Genomic DNA, 18,240 nt, shown 5'->3' with positions numbered 1-18,240 from the left:
TTCCGCGTATGTGACGATTTCCTCAACTTGATGTGGAGGAGGCTGAGGTGGCGCACGCAGTGACACCGGTGACCGACGGGCACAAGGACTTACACAGCGAACGTGGTGCACTCCGCGGCGAGCACTCGGGCCGATCCCGTGATCCGCTGATTCGGGTGGCCGATATCGCCTGGGTGGAGTTCGACAAGCCCGATCTGACGCGCGCGGAGGCCTTTGCTCGAGCGTTCGGGTTCGGCGTGGCCCTGCGCGCACCGGAACAGTTGCATTTGCGAGGCACCAATCCGGGAGCGCCCTGTGTGCTGCTGCGGCGCGGCAAACACACTCGCTTCGCCGGACTGGCCTTGCGCGCCGCCGACGAAATCGACGTACTGCGTCTGGCCGACAAGACCGGGGCTCCGATGCACCCGCTGCCGGAGTCCCTCGGTGGTGTGGCCGTGCAGTTGACAGATCCCAGCGGCATGGCGGTCAAGGTCGTCGCCGGGCTGCACGACCTTCCCGCCCAACCCGCGCAGGCTGCGCAGGTGGTCAACACCGGAGCAGAGAACGCACGCATCAATGCCACCGTCCGTCCGCCGCGGGTCCCCGCCCGGATCCAGCGCCTCGGGCACGTGGTACTGCAATCCACCACGTACCTGAAGACACTCAACTGGTATCTCGACACGTTCGGGATGATCGTCAGCGATTTCCTGTTCTTCCCCGGCCAGCGCGAGCGCGGACCGGCCATGAGCTTCATCCGCTGCGACCGCGGCGCGACCCCGGCCGACCACCACACGCTGGCTCTGGCACTGGGGCCGTCCAACCGTTACGTGCACTCGGCCTACGAGGTCGGTGATCTCGATGCGCTGGCCGCCGGCGGCGAATATCTACAGGAGCGCGGCTACTTCCGGTCCTGGGGCATCGGGCGCCACATCCAGGGCAGCCAACTGTTCGATTACTGGCGCGACCCCGACGGGTTTCTGGTCGAGCACTATGCCGACGGTGACATGTTCGACAGCACGCTCGAACCGGGGTGGGCTCCGTTCACCGCTTCGGGTCTGGCGCAATGGGGCCCACCGGCAACCAAGGACTTCCTCGAGGCGAGCCCGCGCGCAGCGCGCCACCAGGTCACCTCGATGGTCACGGCGTTGCGCGGCGACAACGAATTCGATCTCAACCGGCTCATCGGACTACTGAAAGTTGCTGCATCATGACTGTTTCCATACTTCGCACGAAGGACTCCTGGTGGGTGCAGATGCCCACTGGGGCTGCCAAGATCGCCACTCAGGCCACCAGTACCGCTGAGCTCCTCGCCGACCGTGCGGCCATCGACGACGCGGCGGCCTCGGAGGGATCCGTCGCCATCGACGAGCTCGAACTGCTGTCACCGGTGACGGCCCCCTGTCGTGTCATCGCCCAGATGACCAATTTCGAGTCGCACGTCAAGGATTCAGGCATGGATCCAAAGACGGTGCCGCTCACCTTCTTCCGTAAGTCGTCGGCATCGATCACCGGACCTTTCGATGAGATCGTTCGGCCGTCGCATGTCGGCTTGCTGGACTACGAAGTCGAAATCGGACTCGTGATCGGACAAGACATCCCGGTGGGCACCAGCATCACCGATGCGAATCTGGCCGACTACATCGCCGGCCTGACCATCACCAATGATGTGTCCGCGCGCGACATCCAGTTGCCGCAAACGCAGTTCTACGAAGCCAAGTCGTATCCGACCTTCACCCCGGTAGGGCCGGCGTTGGTGTTGTTGGAGCCCGCAGAGCTGGCGCGCTTCGGCGACCTGCGCCTGCGTCTGCGTGTCAGTGGCCAGGAACGCCAGAACTCGATCGTCGACGGGGACATGCTTTACCGACCGTTGCAGGCGCTGCAGTCGCTGACTCGCTTCCAAGACCTGGCGGTCGGCGATCTGATCCTCACCGGCACCCCGGCGGGCACCGCACTGACCGCTCCACCCAAGCCGATCGAGATGATCGGCAACCTGCTGCCGCCGGCAGTCAAGTGGAAGGCCTTCTTCTCCCGGCAGGCCAAGAACCCGAAGTACCTGCAGCACGGCGACGTCGTGGAAGCATCGATCGCCACCGACGATGGCGCCATCGATCTCGGTGCGCAGCGGCTGGCGGTGCGGCACGCATGAACGACGCCTTGCTCTGGCCCGCAGCGCAATCACCCGACGACCTCGCCGCCATCGAACAGATCCCGCTGAGCCGCCGCGGCCTGCCGGCCTGCACCTACGAGGCCGTGCTCCGCGCCGCACAGTTGTGGCCCAACCGCACCGCGGTCACCGTGCTGCCCGACGGAACCAACTACCAAGCCGGGGCCCAACGCACCTATGGCGACCTCGCCGCCGACGTCACCCGTGCAGCGAAAGTGTTGCGCGAGTCCGGCGTACGCCGACAGGACGCCGTGCTGCTGATCAGCCCCAACTGTGAGGAACTGATCACCGCCACATTGGCGGCCCAAGCCGCCGGCATCGCTGCTCCCATCAACGGATCGTTGTCCGGTGAGCAGGTCGCCGAGTTGGCCCGGCTCTCGGGTGCACGAGTGCTGATCACCGCAGCGCCCGAACTTGATCCCGACGGTGTGGAGCGAGCGGCGCACCTGGCCGGCGCGGGTCTGATCGACACCGTGCTGCTGCTGCGCCCGACGCTGGCCGACGGCCCGGCCGGCGATCCGCCCGAGATCCCAGGTGTCACGGTGGCCCATCTGTCCGCCCTGGCCGACACCCACACCGCCGAACCCCTCCAGGACGGGCATGCCGAGCCCGATGATCTGGCCGCACTGTTTCACACCGGCGGCACCACCGGCATGCCGAAGCTGGCCGCCCACACCCACGGCAACGAAGTGAGCGACGCCTGGATGGTGGCCGTCAACGCCGACCTCGACGAGGACGCCGTCGTGTTCGCCGCCCTGCCCCTGTTCCACGTCAACGCCCTGATCGTGACGCTGCTGGCGCCCCTGCTGCGTGGCCAGCCGGTGGTCTGGGCCGGCCCCCTCGGATACCGCGACGTCGGCCTCTACCAGAACTTCTGGCGCCTCGTCGAACACCACCGGCTGGCGGCCATGAGCGCCGTGCCGACCGTGTATGCGGTGCTCGCCCAGATTCCGGTCGACGCCGACATCTCCACCCTGACCTCCGCGGTCTCGGGGGCCTCGGCGCTGCCCGAAACCGTGCGTCAGGATTTCCTCGACGCCACCGGGGTAGCCCTGGTCGAAGGGTACGGCCTCACCGAGGCCACCTGCGCCAGCGCGCGCAGTTTCGCCGACCATCCGCGACCCGGCGCCGTCGGCCAACGCATGGCCTATCAGCAGGTCAAGACCGTCGAGATCGCCGACGACGGCACCTGGCACGACCTGCCCGCCGGCCAGGTCGGGACGTTGGCCCTCAGCGGACCCACCATCTTCCCCGGCTACGTCACCGCTCGCACCGACGACGGCTACCTTCTCGACGGCCGCGGCGTCCTACGCGACGGCTGGCTGGACACCGGCGATCTGGCGCGCGTCGACGACGACGGCTTCATCTACCTCGCCGGGCGCGCCAAAGACCTCATCATCCGCGGCGGCCACAACATCGACCCCGCCCTGATCGAGGACGCGCTGCTGGCCCATCCCGACGTCACGGCTGCCGCCGCGGTCGCGCGACCAGACGTCCACTCCGGCGAGGTGCCGGTTGGCTTCGTGACCGTGCGCCCCGGCGCCGACATCACCGGTGAGGAGCTGACTTCCTTTGCCGCCGAATGCATCACCGAACGCGCCGCCGTACCCAAGGACGTCACCATCATCGAGGCGATACCCGTGACCGATGTCGGCAAGCCCTACAAGGTGCCGCTGCGGGCGATGGCCGCCGAGCAGGCGCTCGCCGACGCGCTCGCCGGTCAACCCGGGGTGCTGCGCGTCCGCGGCCACGTCAGCGCCGGTACCCCCACCGTCACCATCGCCCTCGACCCCACCGCCGACCGCGTTGCCGTTGAACGGCTGGCGAAGTCCTTCCCGGTAACCCACGAGATCGACCAGCGATGACGCACGCCGCGGCCGACCTGCCCACCGAGCACGTCCCGGTGGTCATCGTGGGCGGCGGCCCCACCGGGATCACCGCGGCTACCCTGCTGGCCCAGTACGGCGTGCAGACGTTGGTGCTGGACCGGTGGCCCCAGGTCTATCCGCAGCCGCGCGCGGTGCACCTCGACGACGAGGTCTACCGCATCCTGGCCAGACTCGGCGTCGCCGAAGGCTTCGCCGTGATCTCCCGCCCAGCCATGGGGCTACGTCTGGTCGATCGGCATCTGTCGGTACTGGCCGAGTTTCGGCGCGATACCGCAGTGACCCACAACGGATTTCCAGCCGCGAGCATGTTCGACCAACCCGAACTGGAGGAGTTGCTTCGCCGCAACCTCACCCGCTATCCGTGCGCCCGGTTCCGTGGTGACGTCGAGGTCCTCGACGTCCAATCAGACGCAGCGACCGGTGCACTGCGCCTGCGTGTGCGCGACCGCATCGACGAGCAGGAGGTGGTGATCTCCGCCGACTTCGTGCTGGGCTGCGACGGCGCCAACAGCGTGGTACGCGGCGCCATCGGAGCGTCGATGCGCAACCTGAAGTTCGACCAGCGCTGGCTGGTCGTCGACATCACCACCACCGCTGATCTGCGGCAGTGGGAGGGCGTGCATCAGGTCTGCGACGGGCAACGGGCGGGCACCTACATGCGCATCGGCCCCGCGCGATACCGCTGGGAATTCGCGCTGCTCGACGGAGAGTCCGTCGACGACTATCTCACCCTGGCTGCCCTGCGTCCGCTGATCAATCCGTGGACGTCTCACGTCGACGATGTCGAGTTACAGGTGATGCGGGTCGCCGAGTACACCTTCCGCGCTCAGATCGCCGACCGCTGGCGGCGCGGCAACATCTTTCTGCTCGGCGACGCCGCCCACCTGACCCCTCCGTTCATCGGCCAGGGCATGGGTGCCGGACTACGCGATGCGATGAACCTGGCCTGGAAGATCGCCGCCGTCCACCACCGCAGTCTGTCACCCGGCGTGCTGGACAGCTACGAAGCCGAACGCCGACCTCACGCCCGCGCCATGATCACCCTCGCGCTCAATGTCGGACGTGCGATGACCGCCGGCGGTCGCCTCGGCACCGCCACGCGAAGACTGGTGTTGCCTCGATTGCACCTGGTGCCGGGGCTACGGGCGAAGGTCACCGATTCGCAGACTCCGCCGCTGCGGTCCTCAGCACTGGTCCAGCGCACCCTGCTGACACGCGGCATCACCGGTCGACTGTGCCCGAATGCACTGCTCGACAACCAGCGTCGCGTCGATGACGAGCTGGGCGCGGGATTCTCCGTCCTTACCAAGGTCGCCCTGACTAGGGCGCAGCAGGACATCGTGGCCGCCCGGGGTGCGCGGACGGTCTTCGTCGCTGCGGGGTCGGAGCTGGCTGGCTGGCTGGGTCGCCACCATGTGGCGGCGGCGGTGGTACGACCCGACCGCACCGTCATGGTCGCCGGCCGAGATCTCAGCGCGCTGTGCCGCGCTGTCCCGCTGTTCCCGGACCATCCCTCGGGGTCCCCGCAGCCCTGGCCACGTAGCGCATCTGCCCACCAACGATGAGGAATAACATCGTGTTTCGTCACTCCTCGACCGTGCCGGTGTACCGGCCCGACATCTACGCTCGCTCGGCGATCCTCGATCCCTACCCGCACTACCGCGCTTTACGTGAACTGGGCTCCGTCGTGTGGCTGTCCCGCCAACGCCTCTACGCACTGCCGCGCTACGCCGAATGCAAGGCCACCCTGCGTGACGATGGCCTGTTCTTGTCCGGACACGGCGTTGCGGCCAACCCGCTGACCAACCGGCTCTCACGCGGCACCACCCTCAATAGCGACGGTGCCGACCATGACCGGCGCCGCAAACTCGTCGCCCATCGGTTGATGCCCAGAGCGCTGCGCACTCTCGGCGATGACGTCGAGGCCCGGGCCCGGTCGATCGTCGACAGTGCTGTCGAACGGGGCAGTGTCGATGCGGTGACCGACCTCGCCACCGCGCTTCCGTTGGCCCTCGTGCCCGACCTGGTGGGATGGCCCCGAGACCAACGCCAGCATCTCATCGAATGGGCCGCAGCGACATTCGACATTCTCGGGCCGGCGAACATGCAGGCGCTCAGAGCCGTAGCGCGCAGCCTGCACATGCTGCGCTTCGCGCGCCGCGTCGTGCGGGAGCGCAACGTACTGCCCGGCAGCATGGCACACGAACTGCTCACCGCGGTCGAGGAGGGCACCCTGTCCGCCGAGGAGGTACCGCCGCTGCTGATCGACTACATCGCCCCATCGCTGGACACCACGATCAGCGCCATCTCCAGCGCCATCTACCTGTTCGCCACCCATCCCGAGCAATGGCAATTGCTCAGAGACAATCCCGCGCTGCTGTCCAACGCAGTCAACGAGGTCGTCCGCTATGAGTCACCGCTGCGTGCATTCACCCGAAAGACTCTGCACAGCACTCAAATTGACGGAGCTCCCATTGCCGCTGGTGCGAGGGTGCTGGTGGTGTACGCATCGGCCAACCGCGATGAGCGCGAATGGGATAACCCTGATGTCTTTGACATTCGAAACGATGCCGGACGCCACGTCGGGTTCGGCAACGGCGCCCACGCCTGCGCAGGCCAAGGACTGGCACGGCTGGAAACGACCGCCCTGCTCAAAGCCCTCATCGATCGCGTCGACCGCATCGAGGTCGTCGCGGAGCCGACCTGGGCGGTCAACAACATCATTCACCGTCACGCCTGCCTGCCGATACGGCTCATTCCGGCCGCGTGAGGCGCGCGCATGGGAGCGAAAGGCCGGCGGCGCCGTCGTTCAGCCGATGAGGGGTGTGCGCCGCGCGGTCAGGGCGTCGAGACGCCCCTGCATGGTCGACCGGACGCGCTCGGCGAAGTCTTCGGCTGATTCAGCCTGATTCGACGTCATCTCGGGCATGACCGCGGTGACGAGCTTGGTGGGTAGCGGCAGATAGGGCAGCAGGCCGACGACGCCGAGATTCAGACCCCATGGGATCGACACGCTGAGCGGAAGGGACTTGATACGCAGGCGCTTAGGCAATCCGAGCGCCTGGGCGACGGCCTGACCATCGCTGAGCACCACAAGCGATTCGCCGGCACCGGCGGTCACCACCGGCACGATCGGAAGCCGGTGGTCCTGTGCCAATCGGGCGAACCCGGAGCCGTGAAACTTGATCGTGTTGCGTTCGCGCCACGCCTTTCCGGCATCGACGTCACCACCCGGGAAGACGAGGACGTTGTGACCGGCTTCGATTGCCGCGTCGGCGGCCGCGCGGCTGCCTGGTGTGCCGCCAACTCGTTCGACCAGTGCCCCGGCGCCGAGCGTCCACGCGATCTGATGCACCATCGCCGTGGTGGGTCTGGTGATCCCCGCAGCCTGTCGTGCCGCGACGAAGGCTCCGACATTGAGATCGATGACCCCGCCGAAGCCGTGGTTGCAGACGAACAGCACGGGCCGGTCGGGCACCGCCGCGTCGATGTGTATCTCGTGCCGGTGGTACACCCGCAGGTAGGTCTGTATTGCCGCCGACAACCACCCGGGCGGCGCGATCGCCGGCTCGTCAGTCATGCAGGCACTCAGTGTGGTCATGGTGCTGGGCCAACTGCGCAGCGATGCGCATGCATGCTCCTCGGTCTCTGGCGAATGGTTTGCGAACGCTACCAAAGTGGCCGGTGCGAATGGAGACGGTCACTGCCTCGGACGCACCACCGTATGTCACGCGCCGAGCGCACCGCGCCGGAAGTCACGGGGGCTTACGCCGCGCACCCGCTTGAACGCGGCGCTGAAGGCGAAGGGATCCCCGTAGCCGACCGAACGCCCCACTTGGGCGATCGAGGATGCGGGTTCGTCGACCAGTCGGTCTACTGCGAGGGCCATCCGCCAGTGTGTGAGATAGGTCAGGGGTGCCTCGCCCACCAGGTCAGTGAAGCGTTTGGCCAGCGTCGACCGGGACACACCGATGCGTTCGGCGAGCGTCTTCACCGTCCACGGCGCCGCGGGATCGGTGTGCAGCAGCCGCAGCGCGTCGCCGACCACCGGATCGCGCTGAGCCGCCCACCAAGCCGGTGGTTCGCCGTCCGGTCGGTCGAACCATGTGCGGATGGTGCACACCAACATCCAATCGAGTAGCCGGTCCAGCACCACCTGCTGTCCGGGCACGTCGAGGGCGACCTCTGCGGCGAGGTGATCGAGGACGGGGTCGCCGGTCCCGCCGGCGTCCACGCGCAACACGATCGGCAGAGCGTCGAGCAGGCGGCGGCTGATCTCGCCGTGCACGGGATAGGCACCCACGATCAGCGTCGTCGCACCGTCGCTGCTTCCGGCGTCACTCCACCCGAGGCGGTGCCTGGCCCCGCCCTGCTCGGGTGACGAGCAGAACTCACCGCAGGCCACCGGCTCGGCCGCCGTGTCGATCTCGTCGACGAAAGTGAAGGTGCCCGGCCCGCGCACCACAACCGTCTCGTACGAGTCGAGTCGTTGCGGTTCGCCGTTCTCGGGGACGATCCACCCACCACCGCCTAGGACCGCACACAGCGTCAGCGGTGCACCGTCGACGAAATGCAGTGCCCACGGCGGAGTCAACAGCGAACTGCCGAACAGCGAGCCGTGCGCCCGCACCCCCCTGAACACGTCGCCGAACACATCCACACCCCGAGCGTAGACGATTACACAGGTTTTCTGGCCTTCCACCCATGTACTCGTCCGACCGCATGGCGTTGGCTTGGAACCATGGACGATTCGACGACATTGGTCCTCGGCGCAAGCGGTAAGACCGGACGACGGGTGGCCGCCCGGCTCCGGCTGCTAGAGATGCCCGTCCGGGCCGCCTCGCGGCGCAGCGACACCCCGTTCGACTGGTCTGACCCGCAGGGCTGGGACCACGTGCTGCAGGGCGTGAAGACCGTGTATGTGGTGCCGCCGTCGGTTCCCGGCCCCGTCCACGAATTTGCGGCACGGGCGGCCGTCGCCGGCGTGCGCCACCTCGTGCTGTTGTCCGGGCGCGGCGCCGACAGCTGGGGGGACTCGCCATTCGGCCGCGACATGCGCGACGCCGAAGAAGCGGTACGCGCTTCGATCCTGCCGTGGACGATACTGCGGCCCAACAACTTTGCGCAGAACTTCGACGAGGAGCTCTGGCACGCTCCACTGCTGCACGGCGAACTGGCTTTGCCCGCAGGCGATATCAGTGAACCGTTCATCGACCTCGAGGACGTGGCCGATGTCGCAGCACATGTGCTCACCGATCCCGACCGGCACGCCGGATGCGTGTACGAACTGTCCGGTCCCCGATCCATCACCTTCGGCGAAGCCGTCGACCTCATCTCCCGCGCCTCCGGGCAGCCGATGGTCTACCGGCACATCACCCCTGACGAGTACGTCGACGCGCTGGTCGCCCAGGATGTCGATCGAGCCGACGCGGAGCACGTCGCCGAGATGTTCGTGTTGATGGACCGCGGCGTGATTGCGTCGACGACCGAGGGTGTTGCCGAGGTTCTCGGGCGACCGGCGCGCACGTTCGAGGACTACGTTGTTCGCGTTGCGGTCACCGGGGCGTGGACGCCATGAGCAGGCTGACCGACGACGATCTGGAATTCTTGCGCCGCCCGCTGTACGGCTTCCTGTCCACCGCCGCGGGACCGCGGCCGCCGCAACCGCGGCCAGTGTGGTACGAGGTGACCGAGTCCGGCGACATCCAGCTGTTCAGCGGGCCGGACACGCTGCGGGTGCGCCGAGTGCGTCGGGACCCGCGCGCGTCACTCGTGGTGACCGCACCGGTCGGCGAGCGGGAACGGTGGGTGGAGGTGGCGGGAACCGCGACGGTCGCCGCCGACGACGCTCCTGCAGTGGTCAAGCGACTCGCCGCGCGCTATTGGGACCTCCGCGATCCCACTCGCGCCGGCGATCTCGCCGACCTGTTGCGCCAACAGTGGGTTCGCATCATCATCCACCCGGAGACGGTGCGTCGCGAGGCGATGTGACATCCGGCGCTGCGCGCAGCGCAGAATCTCCAGCACGGGCCCGCGACATCTCCGAAGGAGCCATGGTGGAAAACACTGCGCCGCCGATCGTCGATCAGCCGTCCACGCGAGTGACTCGGCTGCGGGAAAAACAGTGCCGGGCTCGAGCAGAACTCGACGACCTGCTGGACAGCACCCCGTTGGCCACGGTGGCGCTGATCCGCGACGGGTACCCGATGGCCCTTCCGATCGGGTTCGCTCGCCTCGGCGACGACCTGGTCATCCACGGTTCTACCGGCTCCCCGTGGCTGCGGGCGCTGGCCGCGGGTGCACAGGCCGCTGTGTCGGTGACGACGCTGGACGGAGTCGTCGTCGCGCGCAGTGGGTTCGAGTCGTCGTTCCACTACCGCAGTGCGGTCGTTTACGGCGTGTTCGAGAAAGTCTCCGACAAGGACAAGCCGGGAGTCCTGGAAGCGCTGACCGACACCTTCATTCCTGGTCGAGTGGCCGAGTTGCGTGCCAGCACCCAACGCGAGTTGGCAGCAACCGTGGCACTGCGGCTGGGAATCGCGACGGACAACTGGTCGCTCAAGATCAGCGACGGATGGCCCGAGGACCCGCAGAACGATGTCGCCGCCGGCGCCTGGGCCGGCGTGGTGCCATTAACCATGCACTACGGCACCCCTCAGCGTGCGCCTGACTGCGATCCCGGTATCCCGGAACCGGCATCGGTGCGGTCAATGACCGGACCGATCCGGACCCAGCGGTCACGTGGTCGGTATTGATCCGTCCGCAGCGAAACGGTGCGATTCGCCCGCCTCTGCGGTCACGGCAGCAGCCGAGGCCGACTACGTCGAGACATCGAGTGCAGCCCGCACAATGCTGTCGACGTCTATGCCGTGGTGGCGGTATACCGAATCAAGGTCGCCGGCCTGTCCGAACGTTGTGACCCCCAGGGACTTACAGCGAACCTGGTTGATGGTAGCCAGGAAGGTCAGCGTGTGCGGGTGCCCGTCGAGCACGGTGACCATCGGCGCGGCACGCTCGGCAGGAAAGACCTGATTGATGATCCAATCGGGCGAGTGGTCGAGTCCGTCCCGGCCCTGTACCGCCCGATAGAGCAGGTCCGGGCTGGTCACACAAACAACCTCAGCCTCGATGCCCATGTCGGCCAGCCGGTCGGCCGCTTCGACGGCCTCGGTGGCCAGTGCGCCCATCACCGCGATGCACACCGCCGGCGAGCAGGCGGGCCGCAATGTGTACGCCCCGGCAATCACCTGGCGGCGGCGTCGCTCGCGGGCGGCAGGATCGGTCGGGATGCCGGCGAGCTCCTGGCGGACCGGCCGAGTGGACAGTCTCAGGTAGGACGATGTCCCGTCGGGGCGACCCAGCCGGCTGATGCAGTGCAGCAGAATCCACTCGACCTCGGCGGCGAATGCCGGCTCGTAGCTGAGGCATCCGGGCTGTTCCAGTCCGATCGAGGGCGTCGTGATCGACTGGTGTGCACCCCCTTCGGCGGCCAACGTCACCCCCGACGGGGTCCCGACCAGAATGGATTGTCCGCCGGCGTAGATCCCGAACGACCACGGCTCGAGTGCACGTTCAACAAACGGGTCGTAGAGGACACCAATCGGGAAGAGCGGTTGACCCCATCGGCTCCAGGTGGCGCCGAGCTCGCCGAGCAAGCCGACCAGATTGACCTCGGCGATGCCGAGTTCCATGTGCTGTCCGGTCGGCCGTTCACGCCAGTGCAGGAGTGTCTCGGCATCGTCGGCGAACCAGTCGGGCCGTTCTGACGGAGACCAGACACCCACCTTGTTGACCCACCCGGCCAGGTTGGTGCTAGAGCTGACGTCGGGGCTGACCGTGACCACGCGCCGTGCGATCTCCGGTGCCTGCCGGGTCAGGTCGAGCAAGGTGCGTCCGAGGGCACTCTGGGTGTTGGACATCGCCGGTGGGGTGCGGCCCATGTCCGTCGGCACCTGTGGTGCTTCGACGCGGTGGACACCGTCTCGGCGCAGCCGCTCGGCGACCTGGCGGCACAGCCGTCCGGGCGATGACTCCGGGTCGAAACGTCGGAAGGGCTGTTGTGGATCCTCGCCGAGCGTCACCGACAACGCAGTGAACTGTTCATCGGTCAACAATGACGAGTGATTCTGTGGATGGCCCTGAGTGGGCAGGCCGTAGCCCTTGACCGTGTAGGCGAGGATGACCGTCGGGCGGGTGTCGTCTATCTGGCCGAACGCCTCGCGCAGGGTGGCGATGTCGTGCCCGCCCAGGTTGCCGATCGCCTGCACGAGGGTGGTGTCGTCCAGGTTGGCGATCAGCGCGGCCACACCCGCCGCTTCGGTTCCGTCGCCGGGCAACCGGTCGCGCAGCTCTTCTGCCGAACAGCGCAGCAGCCGTTGATATTCGGGATTGGGCATGGTCAGGATTCGGGTGCGCAGGTCCTCGCCTCCGGGGTGGCTGAACAACTCCTCGAGCAGCTTTCCGAACTTCACGGTCAGGACTTGCCAGCCCGCTGCGGCGAACATGTCCCGTAGTCTCCCGGCGGCGATATGGGGAACCACGCGGTCCAGGGACTGGCGGTTCATGTCGACGATCCACACGATCTCCCCGAGGTCGGGCACCGCGGGGTCCAGCACCGCCTCCCAGATCGCCCCCTCGTCGAGTTCGGCGTCGCCGACCAGCGAGTATTGGCGCCCCGTTCCGGCGCCACCGAACACGGTGTCCACGTAGCGCCGCGCGACGCATCCCCAAATCGGCGCGGTTGCGCCGATCCCGACCGACCCGGTGGAGTAGTCGACAGGATCGGGGTCTTTGGTCCGACTCGGATAACTCTGCACGCCACCGAATTCACGCAAGCTCGTCATATGGTGCTCGTCGAGTGCGCCGAGCAGATAGTTGATGCTGTGCAACACCGGAGAGGCATGTGGTTTGACCGAGACCCTGTCGCCCGCCTGGAGCTGATCGAAGTACAGGGCGGTCATGATGCCGACGATCGATGCCGACGACGCCTGATGGCCGCCGACCTTCAGGCCGCTCGGATTGGGGCGGATGCGGTTGGCGTGATGGACCATCGCCGTGGACAACCACAGCACGCGAGACGCGATGAGATCCAGGTCGGAGGAGGTGGGTGTCCGATCTTCGGCACCGGCAGCAGATCCTGATGGGTGAGTGATCGTCACGATGTGTTGCGTCTCTTTCGAACTAGGCGGAGTGTTGGCTCATGGCGGCGCTGGCGCCGGGATAGACAGCACTCCAGGAGCGTTCGACGAATGTTCGCAGCTGGTCGATGTCGGTTGAGTCGGTGCTCGTGCGCCACACCACGTGCCCATCGGGGCGCACCAGGACGGCGCCGCGTTCTCCCACCTCGAACATGTCGATCATCGTGCGGTGCAGTTGAGCGCTCGCCGACCTCAGGGGCACTACCTCCAGCGGAGCAGACAGGGTGGTGCGGGCGAGGGCTTCGGTCCACCCTTGCGCGTCGGCGGTGAACAAGGTGAGCCCCCGGCGTGCGATCGCGGCATGGGTCGATCGCTCCGATCCATCGGCGCTCTGGATGATCACGTGCGGAAGACGCGCACCGGGATGGGTGGTGGGGCGGTAGCGGGCGACATCCCCGTCGGGACAGGGGCCCTCGGCGGTGTCGATCAGCGGACTGGTGTAGCCGTAGCCGAACTCCAGGCCGCTGGCCACGAAATGCTCTTCTTGGTTGGGGATTTCGTCGGCCATTCGCTCACACAATCGTCTGCTGCGGGCGTTCTGGCGTAACAGGCGTCGTGTTCGCGATGTCTGAGTTGTGGTCAGTGCATCCGTGACGCGAGCGATCACCGAGTCCGGCACCCAGCTCAAGCGGAGCTTGCCGATGAGTTCGGTCGCCTTGTGTAGCGAGCGGTTGGTGATGCCCAATGGCGCGGTGACCTCATCGAGCTTGAAGTGGTTGCTGGTGCTCTGCTCGGCAAACCGCGTGATGACGGGTCGGCGTTCGGTCTCGTAGGTGTCCAGCAGTGACTCAGCTGCGCCGTCGTTGAGGACTGCGGAAAGCTTCCAGGCGAGGTTATGGGCATCCTGGACACCGCTGTTGAGACCGAAGCCACCGGTGTGGGGGAACCGGTGGGCGGCGTCTCCGATGAGCAACAGCGATCCGCGGCGGAACCGATCGGCGATCTGCTTGGTCATCGTCCAGGTTCCTGTTGATCGGATCCGGTAATCGTTGGAACCGATCACGTTGGGCAGTATGCGATTCCAGTAGCTTCTGCTGTCGCGCGCGATGGACTGCGCCGAGTGCAGATACGGTGTCATCAGCACGTAGTCGTCGTCAGCATGGGCGATCATCACGCCGCTGAATTGCGGGTGGTAGATCCAGCTGAGCAGGGGGCGGCTGGCGCCATTCGGGTAAAGCTGAGGTGCGTGGAAGAAGACACTGCCCATGTTGGCCAGCACCGGGCCGGACATCGCGATGCCCGCGGCGTCGCGCAGCGTGCTGTTGGCCCCGTCGGCGGCGATGACAAATCGCGGTGACACCGCGACCGGCTCCATGTCCGCGGGCCGTAGCGTGACCCTCTCACCGCTCAGTTCGGCGTGCGTACCGCGGCGAAAATCGACCAGCGGCTCGCTGTCCAGCGCTTCCCACAGCACCGGCATCAGCAGGTGCTGACCGATGTGCGAGATGAGATAGGAGCTGTGCGTTCGTACTTCGGCGAGCCGCTCCGGCTGGGAGAGCAGATCGATCTCACCGATCGGGCCAGAACGCACGTCGGTGCACCAGCGGATGATGTTGACGGTGTCGATCGGCGGGGTGATCGCCTCCAGAGCGCTTCCCAGGTCAGCAGAAGCCTGGTTCCAGATCTCCAGGGTTCGGGCGTTGATGACGTGCGCGGCCGGGTGCAGGCGAGGTTCGAGGCGCTCTTCGACCACGGTGCTGCGGATGCCGTGGCGCGCCAGCAGGAGTGCCAGCGTGGATCCCGAGGCGCCCGCACCGACGATGACGACCGATTCAGTGTCCATGCCTTACAACGTCTTCCAGGTGATGGCACGCTTGTTCGAGCGGGGTTTGGTGCCGGGGCGGGTGCCTGCGCCCCGCTTGAGCAGTTGCTCTTGATCCACACCGGTGCGGAGCTGTTCGAGCAGGTAGTCCGGGTCGATGTCGGTGCCGATCGGATTGTGGTTGAAATCGGCACTGCTGAAGTACTCGGCGGTCTGCTGGGCGGTGGGGAAGTTCTCCGTCTGGAATTCCAACCGGATGCCCTCGGGGTCCTCGTAGTAGAGACTGGTCGTGGGTCCGTGATTGATGGACCAGACCGGGGTGATTCCCGCCTTCTTCAGCCGTTCGTAGGTCAGCAGCAGCTTCTCCACCGAAGTGAAGGTGAACGCGAGATGGTCGATACCGTAGGTTTTTCGCCGCCACCGCGACAGCGGGAAAACGTGGCGGACTGGCGGCGGAAGCTTGACCAGAGCCAGCCGATGACTTTCGTGATCCCAGGTCAGGAACGCGATCTGGTTGTCCTCGTGGACAACACGTGCACCGAAGACATGCCCGTACCATTCGATCATCTCGGCGCTGCGTGCGGTCTTGACCACCCAGTGGGCGATGAAGTCGGGCACCAGGCGGTCAGGCAGTTTCTCGAGATCCGGTGCGGAGGCTGTGGTGTCGGGGTCTTCCGGGTTGGACGGTTGCAGGGGACTGGGCGTGGCGCTCATGGCGTGTCCTCCTCTCAGTGGCTGGCGGCGGCGATGGTGTTTCGCTGCGTGCCCAAATCGAGAGTGCCGGCGGCGTTACGGATGGAGGCGGTGACGATGTCACCGGGCCGCAGATAGGGCTTGCGCTGGTTGAGCCTGACGAATGCCGCCCACAGCTTGTCCTCTGGCAGCAACGCTGTGGCGAGTCGACGGATGAGGGCAGGTGGGGAGCCGGCCACGATGCCGTGCGGTGTTCCGGTCAGTAGCACGTCACCGGGATCCGAGTTGCAGAACTCGCTGAGTTCGGTCAGCGTCTCGGCGGGCCGGTAGAGCATGTTTGCGGTGTTGTCGCTCTGCCGCAGCTCCCCGTTGACTTCGAGGCGCAGCTCGAGATCATCGAGGAGGCCGAAGTCACCGGGTTCCAGCACAGCCAACACGGGCCCGAGCGGACAGAACCCGCGGTAGCTCTTGCCCTTGAGGAACTGTCCTTGTGGCAGCTGCACATCCCGGGCGGAGACGTCATTGGCGATGGTCACGCCGAAGACGTATTCGTGCAAGTTCTCGACGGTGACGGTGGTGGGGGCGGTGACCTTTCGCCGTAGTACCAACGCCAGTTCGATCTCGTAGTCGAGCAGGGTGACATGGGCCGGGCGGGTGATGCGGGCGCTGGGCCCGGTGACGGCTGCGTCGGTCTTGTCGAAGAACAGGTTGAAGGTGCGTTTGTCGGGGTCCATCCCGGACTCGATGGCGTGTTGGCGGTAGTTGGCGCCTTGACACATCACCCGGCACGGCGTGGTGACGGGTGAGAGCAACTCGACATCGGCCAGTTCCACGTCACCGGGTTGTGCTGCGGCCGCCGTCCAGTCTGATCTGCCACCCTCGATGAGGTCGGCCGTGCGCGGATACTCCCCGGTGAGAGGGGAGATCCGGTCACCCATGAGGACACCCCACGAATTGTGCTCATGGTGCTCGTATCGGACGAGATGGACGACCATCGACAACTCCCGCGTCTGCCCGTCGTTCGACCGGCTCAGGGCCTAGTGAACTCCACGGCAACCCCTCGAATCCTGGTCTTGAATCCAAAATTGAGAGGTAGGGACTGGACTTCAGTCCAACTCTGGCATGGTGGGCGGTAAGACCGCATCCGCGAGTTCGTCGGCGAGGATCAGAGCCGCGTGCAGCTGCAGGCGGCGAACCGTCGCCGGACGACCTCGAAGTTGCTCGGCGCGTTGCACCCGGTAGGCCACGGTGTTGCGCGCGATGTGCAGATCGGCCGCGGTGCCGGCCAGACTCCTGTCGAGGTCGAGGTAGCGCTTGAGAGTATGGCGTAGCGCGCTCACTGATTCGGTGCCGCCGACCAAGTCTCCGAGTTCGCGGGCGACGAATTCGCGGGCCGCGGGCAGGTCGGTACTGAGCATGGCCACGATATCGAGATCCTGATAGCAGAACGCCCACTCGTCGCGCGTCGACATCGCGCCGACCCGAGCCGCCTCAGCGGCCTGCCGGTGGCTGTGCCGGAACCCGTCGACACCCGAACCTGCCCTGCCGATCGCCACCCGAACGCCCGCCGGAGGTGGCGTCGTGGGCACTGCCGCTTCCGGGGGATGGGATGTCCGCGAACCCCAAGCCCACACCCGTTGGGCCCCGATGGGAAGTACGAGGGTCGAGGTGCAACCCGCAGCCGTGAGGGTCTCAGCCGCCGCGGTTCTGAGTTGACTCGGCTCGGCAGGCGTGGCCGACCCGGTCCAGACGATGACCGCGAGGTGCCAGCGGTGTAGGTCATACCCCAGGATTCGGGCGGCTCTGTCCATCGGCACCGAGTTGCCGTGCAGCAGGTCCTCCACGATCTCCATGCGCAGAGCCACCGAACTGGTCAGCCAAGCCTCGTGAGCGCGGGCGTACTCGTCGGCCATGTTCCTGGTCAGGATGTCCACGATGCCAAACAAGGCTTCGTTGATCCGTCGCATCTCGGCGAAGCGCGCAGCCGGGGGCACCACCCGTTCGGCCGCGTCGAGCAGCACGGCTACGGCAGTGGAATGCGCAAGGTGGATGCTGCGCAGCATGTGCTCGATACCGATGCCGCGAGCCACCACTTCCATCGGGCCCGCGAGAACCTCCGGCATCTGCGCGAAAGACACGTCGTCGTTCAGCGCAAGCGCGGAGAGGGCGCCCAGCGCCACGGCCTCGCATCCCTTGGCAACCTCGTCGGCGACCGCGTCCACCGCCAACTCCGGGATTGCGGTGGTGATTCGGGCTGTCATCAACGCGCCCAGTTCAACAGCCCAGCCGGCCGGTCCGGGCCCCAACAGCTCGGCGAGAGCCGCAGCGCGCTCGGGGAGCACGGAATCGTCGGGTATCGCATGAGGTGTCGCGGGCTCGAGCTCGGCGAACCAGGGACGGTCCATCTGTCACCACCTCCTCGTGGCCGCGGAAGGGGCTAGAGAACCATATATAACAAAGTGGGGCATCTGTTGTTTTCTTCTGCTCCGGCGCACCAGCCGTTGCCCGGTACGGTCGGCATGTCGCCCAACCCAGCAAGGACCTTTCAGTTGGCAG

Annotated in this window: 15 protein-coding genes; 8 read left to right on the top strand and 7 right to left on the bottom strand. The window is 66.5% G+C overall.

The features are described from left to right. Positions 1-47 precede the first annotated feature (47 nt). Genes KXD98_RS26305 through KXD98_RS26285 form a run of 5 tightly spaced genes read left to right on the top strand, consistent with a single transcriptional unit; the run spans position 48 to position 6,802 of the window. Complete coding sequence (locus tag KXD98_RS26305) at positions 48-1,190, top strand: VOC family protein (protein ID WP_260761218.1); 1,143 nt, start codon at positions 48-50, stop codon at positions 1,188-1,190. Then, positions 1,187-2,125 carry a fumarylacetoacetate hydrolase family protein gene (locus KXD98_RS26300; RefSeq protein WP_260761217.1) on the top strand — a complete coding sequence of 313 codons (939 nt, stop codon included), beginning with the start codon at positions 1,187-1,189 and terminating at the stop codon, positions 2,123-2,125. Before KXD98_RS26305 ends, KXD98_RS26300 begins: the two co-directional genes overlap by 4 nt. Next, a complete protein-coding gene (locus KXD98_RS26295; protein WP_260761216.1) occupies positions 2,122-4,008 on the top strand; it encodes an acyl-CoA synthetase in 1,887 nt (628 codons plus the stop codon). Before KXD98_RS26300 ends, KXD98_RS26295 begins: the two co-directional genes overlap by 4 nt. Then, on the top strand, positions 4,005-5,597 hold the full coding sequence (locus KXD98_RS26290) for a bifunctional 3-(3-hydroxy-phenyl)propionate/3-hydroxycinnamic acid hydroxylase (RefSeq protein WP_260761215.1): 1,593 nt from the start codon (positions 4,005-4,007) through the stop codon (positions 5,595-5,597). The genes KXD98_RS26295 and KXD98_RS26290 overlap by 4 nt, the downstream gene beginning before the upstream one ends. A gap of 11 nt (positions 5,598-5,608) precedes the next feature. Continuing rightward, positions 5,609-6,802: a cytochrome P450 gene (locus KXD98_RS26285; RefSeq protein ID WP_260761214.1), complete on the top strand. Its 1,194-nt coding sequence runs from the start codon at positions 5,609-5,611 to the stop codon at positions 6,800-6,802. A gap of 39 nt (positions 6,803-6,841) precedes the next feature. Here KXD98_RS26285 and KXD98_RS26280 read toward each other — a convergent pair whose 3' ends face one another. Then, entirely contained in the window at positions 6,842-7,612 is a 771-nt protein-coding gene (locus KXD98_RS26280) for a 1-acyl-sn-glycerol-3-phosphate acyltransferase (protein ID WP_260761213.1), read from the bottom strand. Between the two features lie 147 nt (positions 7,613-7,759). Continuing rightward, positions 7,760-8,692: an AraC family transcriptional regulator gene (locus KXD98_RS26275; RefSeq protein ID WP_260761212.1), complete on the bottom strand. Its 933-nt coding sequence runs from the start codon at positions 8,690-8,692 to the stop codon at positions 7,760-7,762. Positions 8,693-8,773: 81 nt separating this feature from the next. Here KXD98_RS26275 and KXD98_RS26270 point away from each other — a divergent pair, with 81 nt between their 5' ends. From KXD98_RS26270 to KXD98_RS26260, 3 genes are all read left to right on the top strand, one after another. Then, entirely contained in the window at positions 8,774-9,610 is an 837-nt protein-coding gene (locus KXD98_RS26270) for an NAD(P)H-binding protein (protein WP_260761211.1), read from the top strand. Beyond that, entirely contained in the window at positions 9,607-10,023 is a 417-nt protein-coding gene (locus KXD98_RS26265; protein WP_260761210.1) for a pyridoxamine 5'-phosphate oxidase family protein, read from the top strand. The genes KXD98_RS26270 and KXD98_RS26265 overlap by 4 nt, the downstream gene beginning before the upstream one ends. A gap of 62 nt (positions 10,024-10,085) precedes the next feature. After that, the gene (locus tag KXD98_RS26260) at positions 10,086-10,787 is read left to right on the top strand and encodes a pyridoxamine 5'-phosphate oxidase family protein (RefSeq protein ID WP_260761209.1); all 702 of its coding nucleotides are present in this window, start codon (positions 10,086-10,088) and stop codon (positions 10,785-10,787) included. A gap of 63 nt (positions 10,788-10,850) precedes the next feature. Here the strand turns inward: KXD98_RS26260 and KXD98_RS26255 are convergent, their stop codons facing one another. The 5 genes from KXD98_RS26255 to KXD98_RS26235 all read right to left on the bottom strand — a co-directional run bounded on the left by KXD98_RS26255 (position 10,851) and on the right by KXD98_RS26235 (position 18,089). Next, on the bottom strand, positions 10,851-13,124 hold the full coding sequence (locus tag KXD98_RS26255) for a transketolase-like TK C-terminal-containing protein (protein WP_260765442.1): 2,274 nt from the start codon (positions 13,122-13,124) through the stop codon (positions 10,851-10,853). A gap of 88 nt (positions 13,125-13,212) precedes the next feature. After that, positions 13,213-15,012 carry an FAD-dependent monooxygenase gene (locus KXD98_RS26250; RefSeq protein ID WP_260761208.1) on the bottom strand — a complete coding sequence of 600 codons (1,800 nt, stop codon included), beginning with the start codon at positions 15,010-15,012 and terminating at the stop codon, positions 13,213-13,215. 3 nt (positions 15,013-15,015) lie between these two features. Next, complete coding sequence (locus KXD98_RS26245; protein ID WP_260761207.1) at positions 15,016-15,705, bottom strand: VOC family protein; 690 nt, start codon at positions 15,703-15,705, stop codon at positions 15,016-15,018. 14 nt (positions 15,706-15,719) lie between these two features. Then, on the bottom strand, positions 15,720-16,679 hold the full coding sequence (locus KXD98_RS26240; protein ID WP_260761206.1) for a fumarylacetoacetate hydrolase family protein: 960 nt from the start codon (positions 16,677-16,679) through the stop codon (positions 15,720-15,722). A 111-nt stretch (positions 16,680-16,790) separates the two neighbouring features. Next, the gene (locus KXD98_RS26235; protein WP_260761205.1) at positions 16,791-18,089 is read right to left on the bottom strand and encodes a CdaR family transcriptional regulator; all 1,299 of its coding nucleotides are present in this window, start codon (positions 18,087-18,089) and stop codon (positions 16,791-16,793) included. Between the last annotated feature and the right edge of the window lie 151 nt (positions 18,090-18,240).

This window comes from Mycobacterium sp. SMC-4 (genome assembly GCF_025263265.1).
Lineage (GTDB): Bacteria > Actinomycetota > Actinomycetes > Mycobacteriales > Mycobacteriaceae > Mycobacterium.
This window is presented reverse-complemented; position numbering and strand designations above follow the sequence as displayed.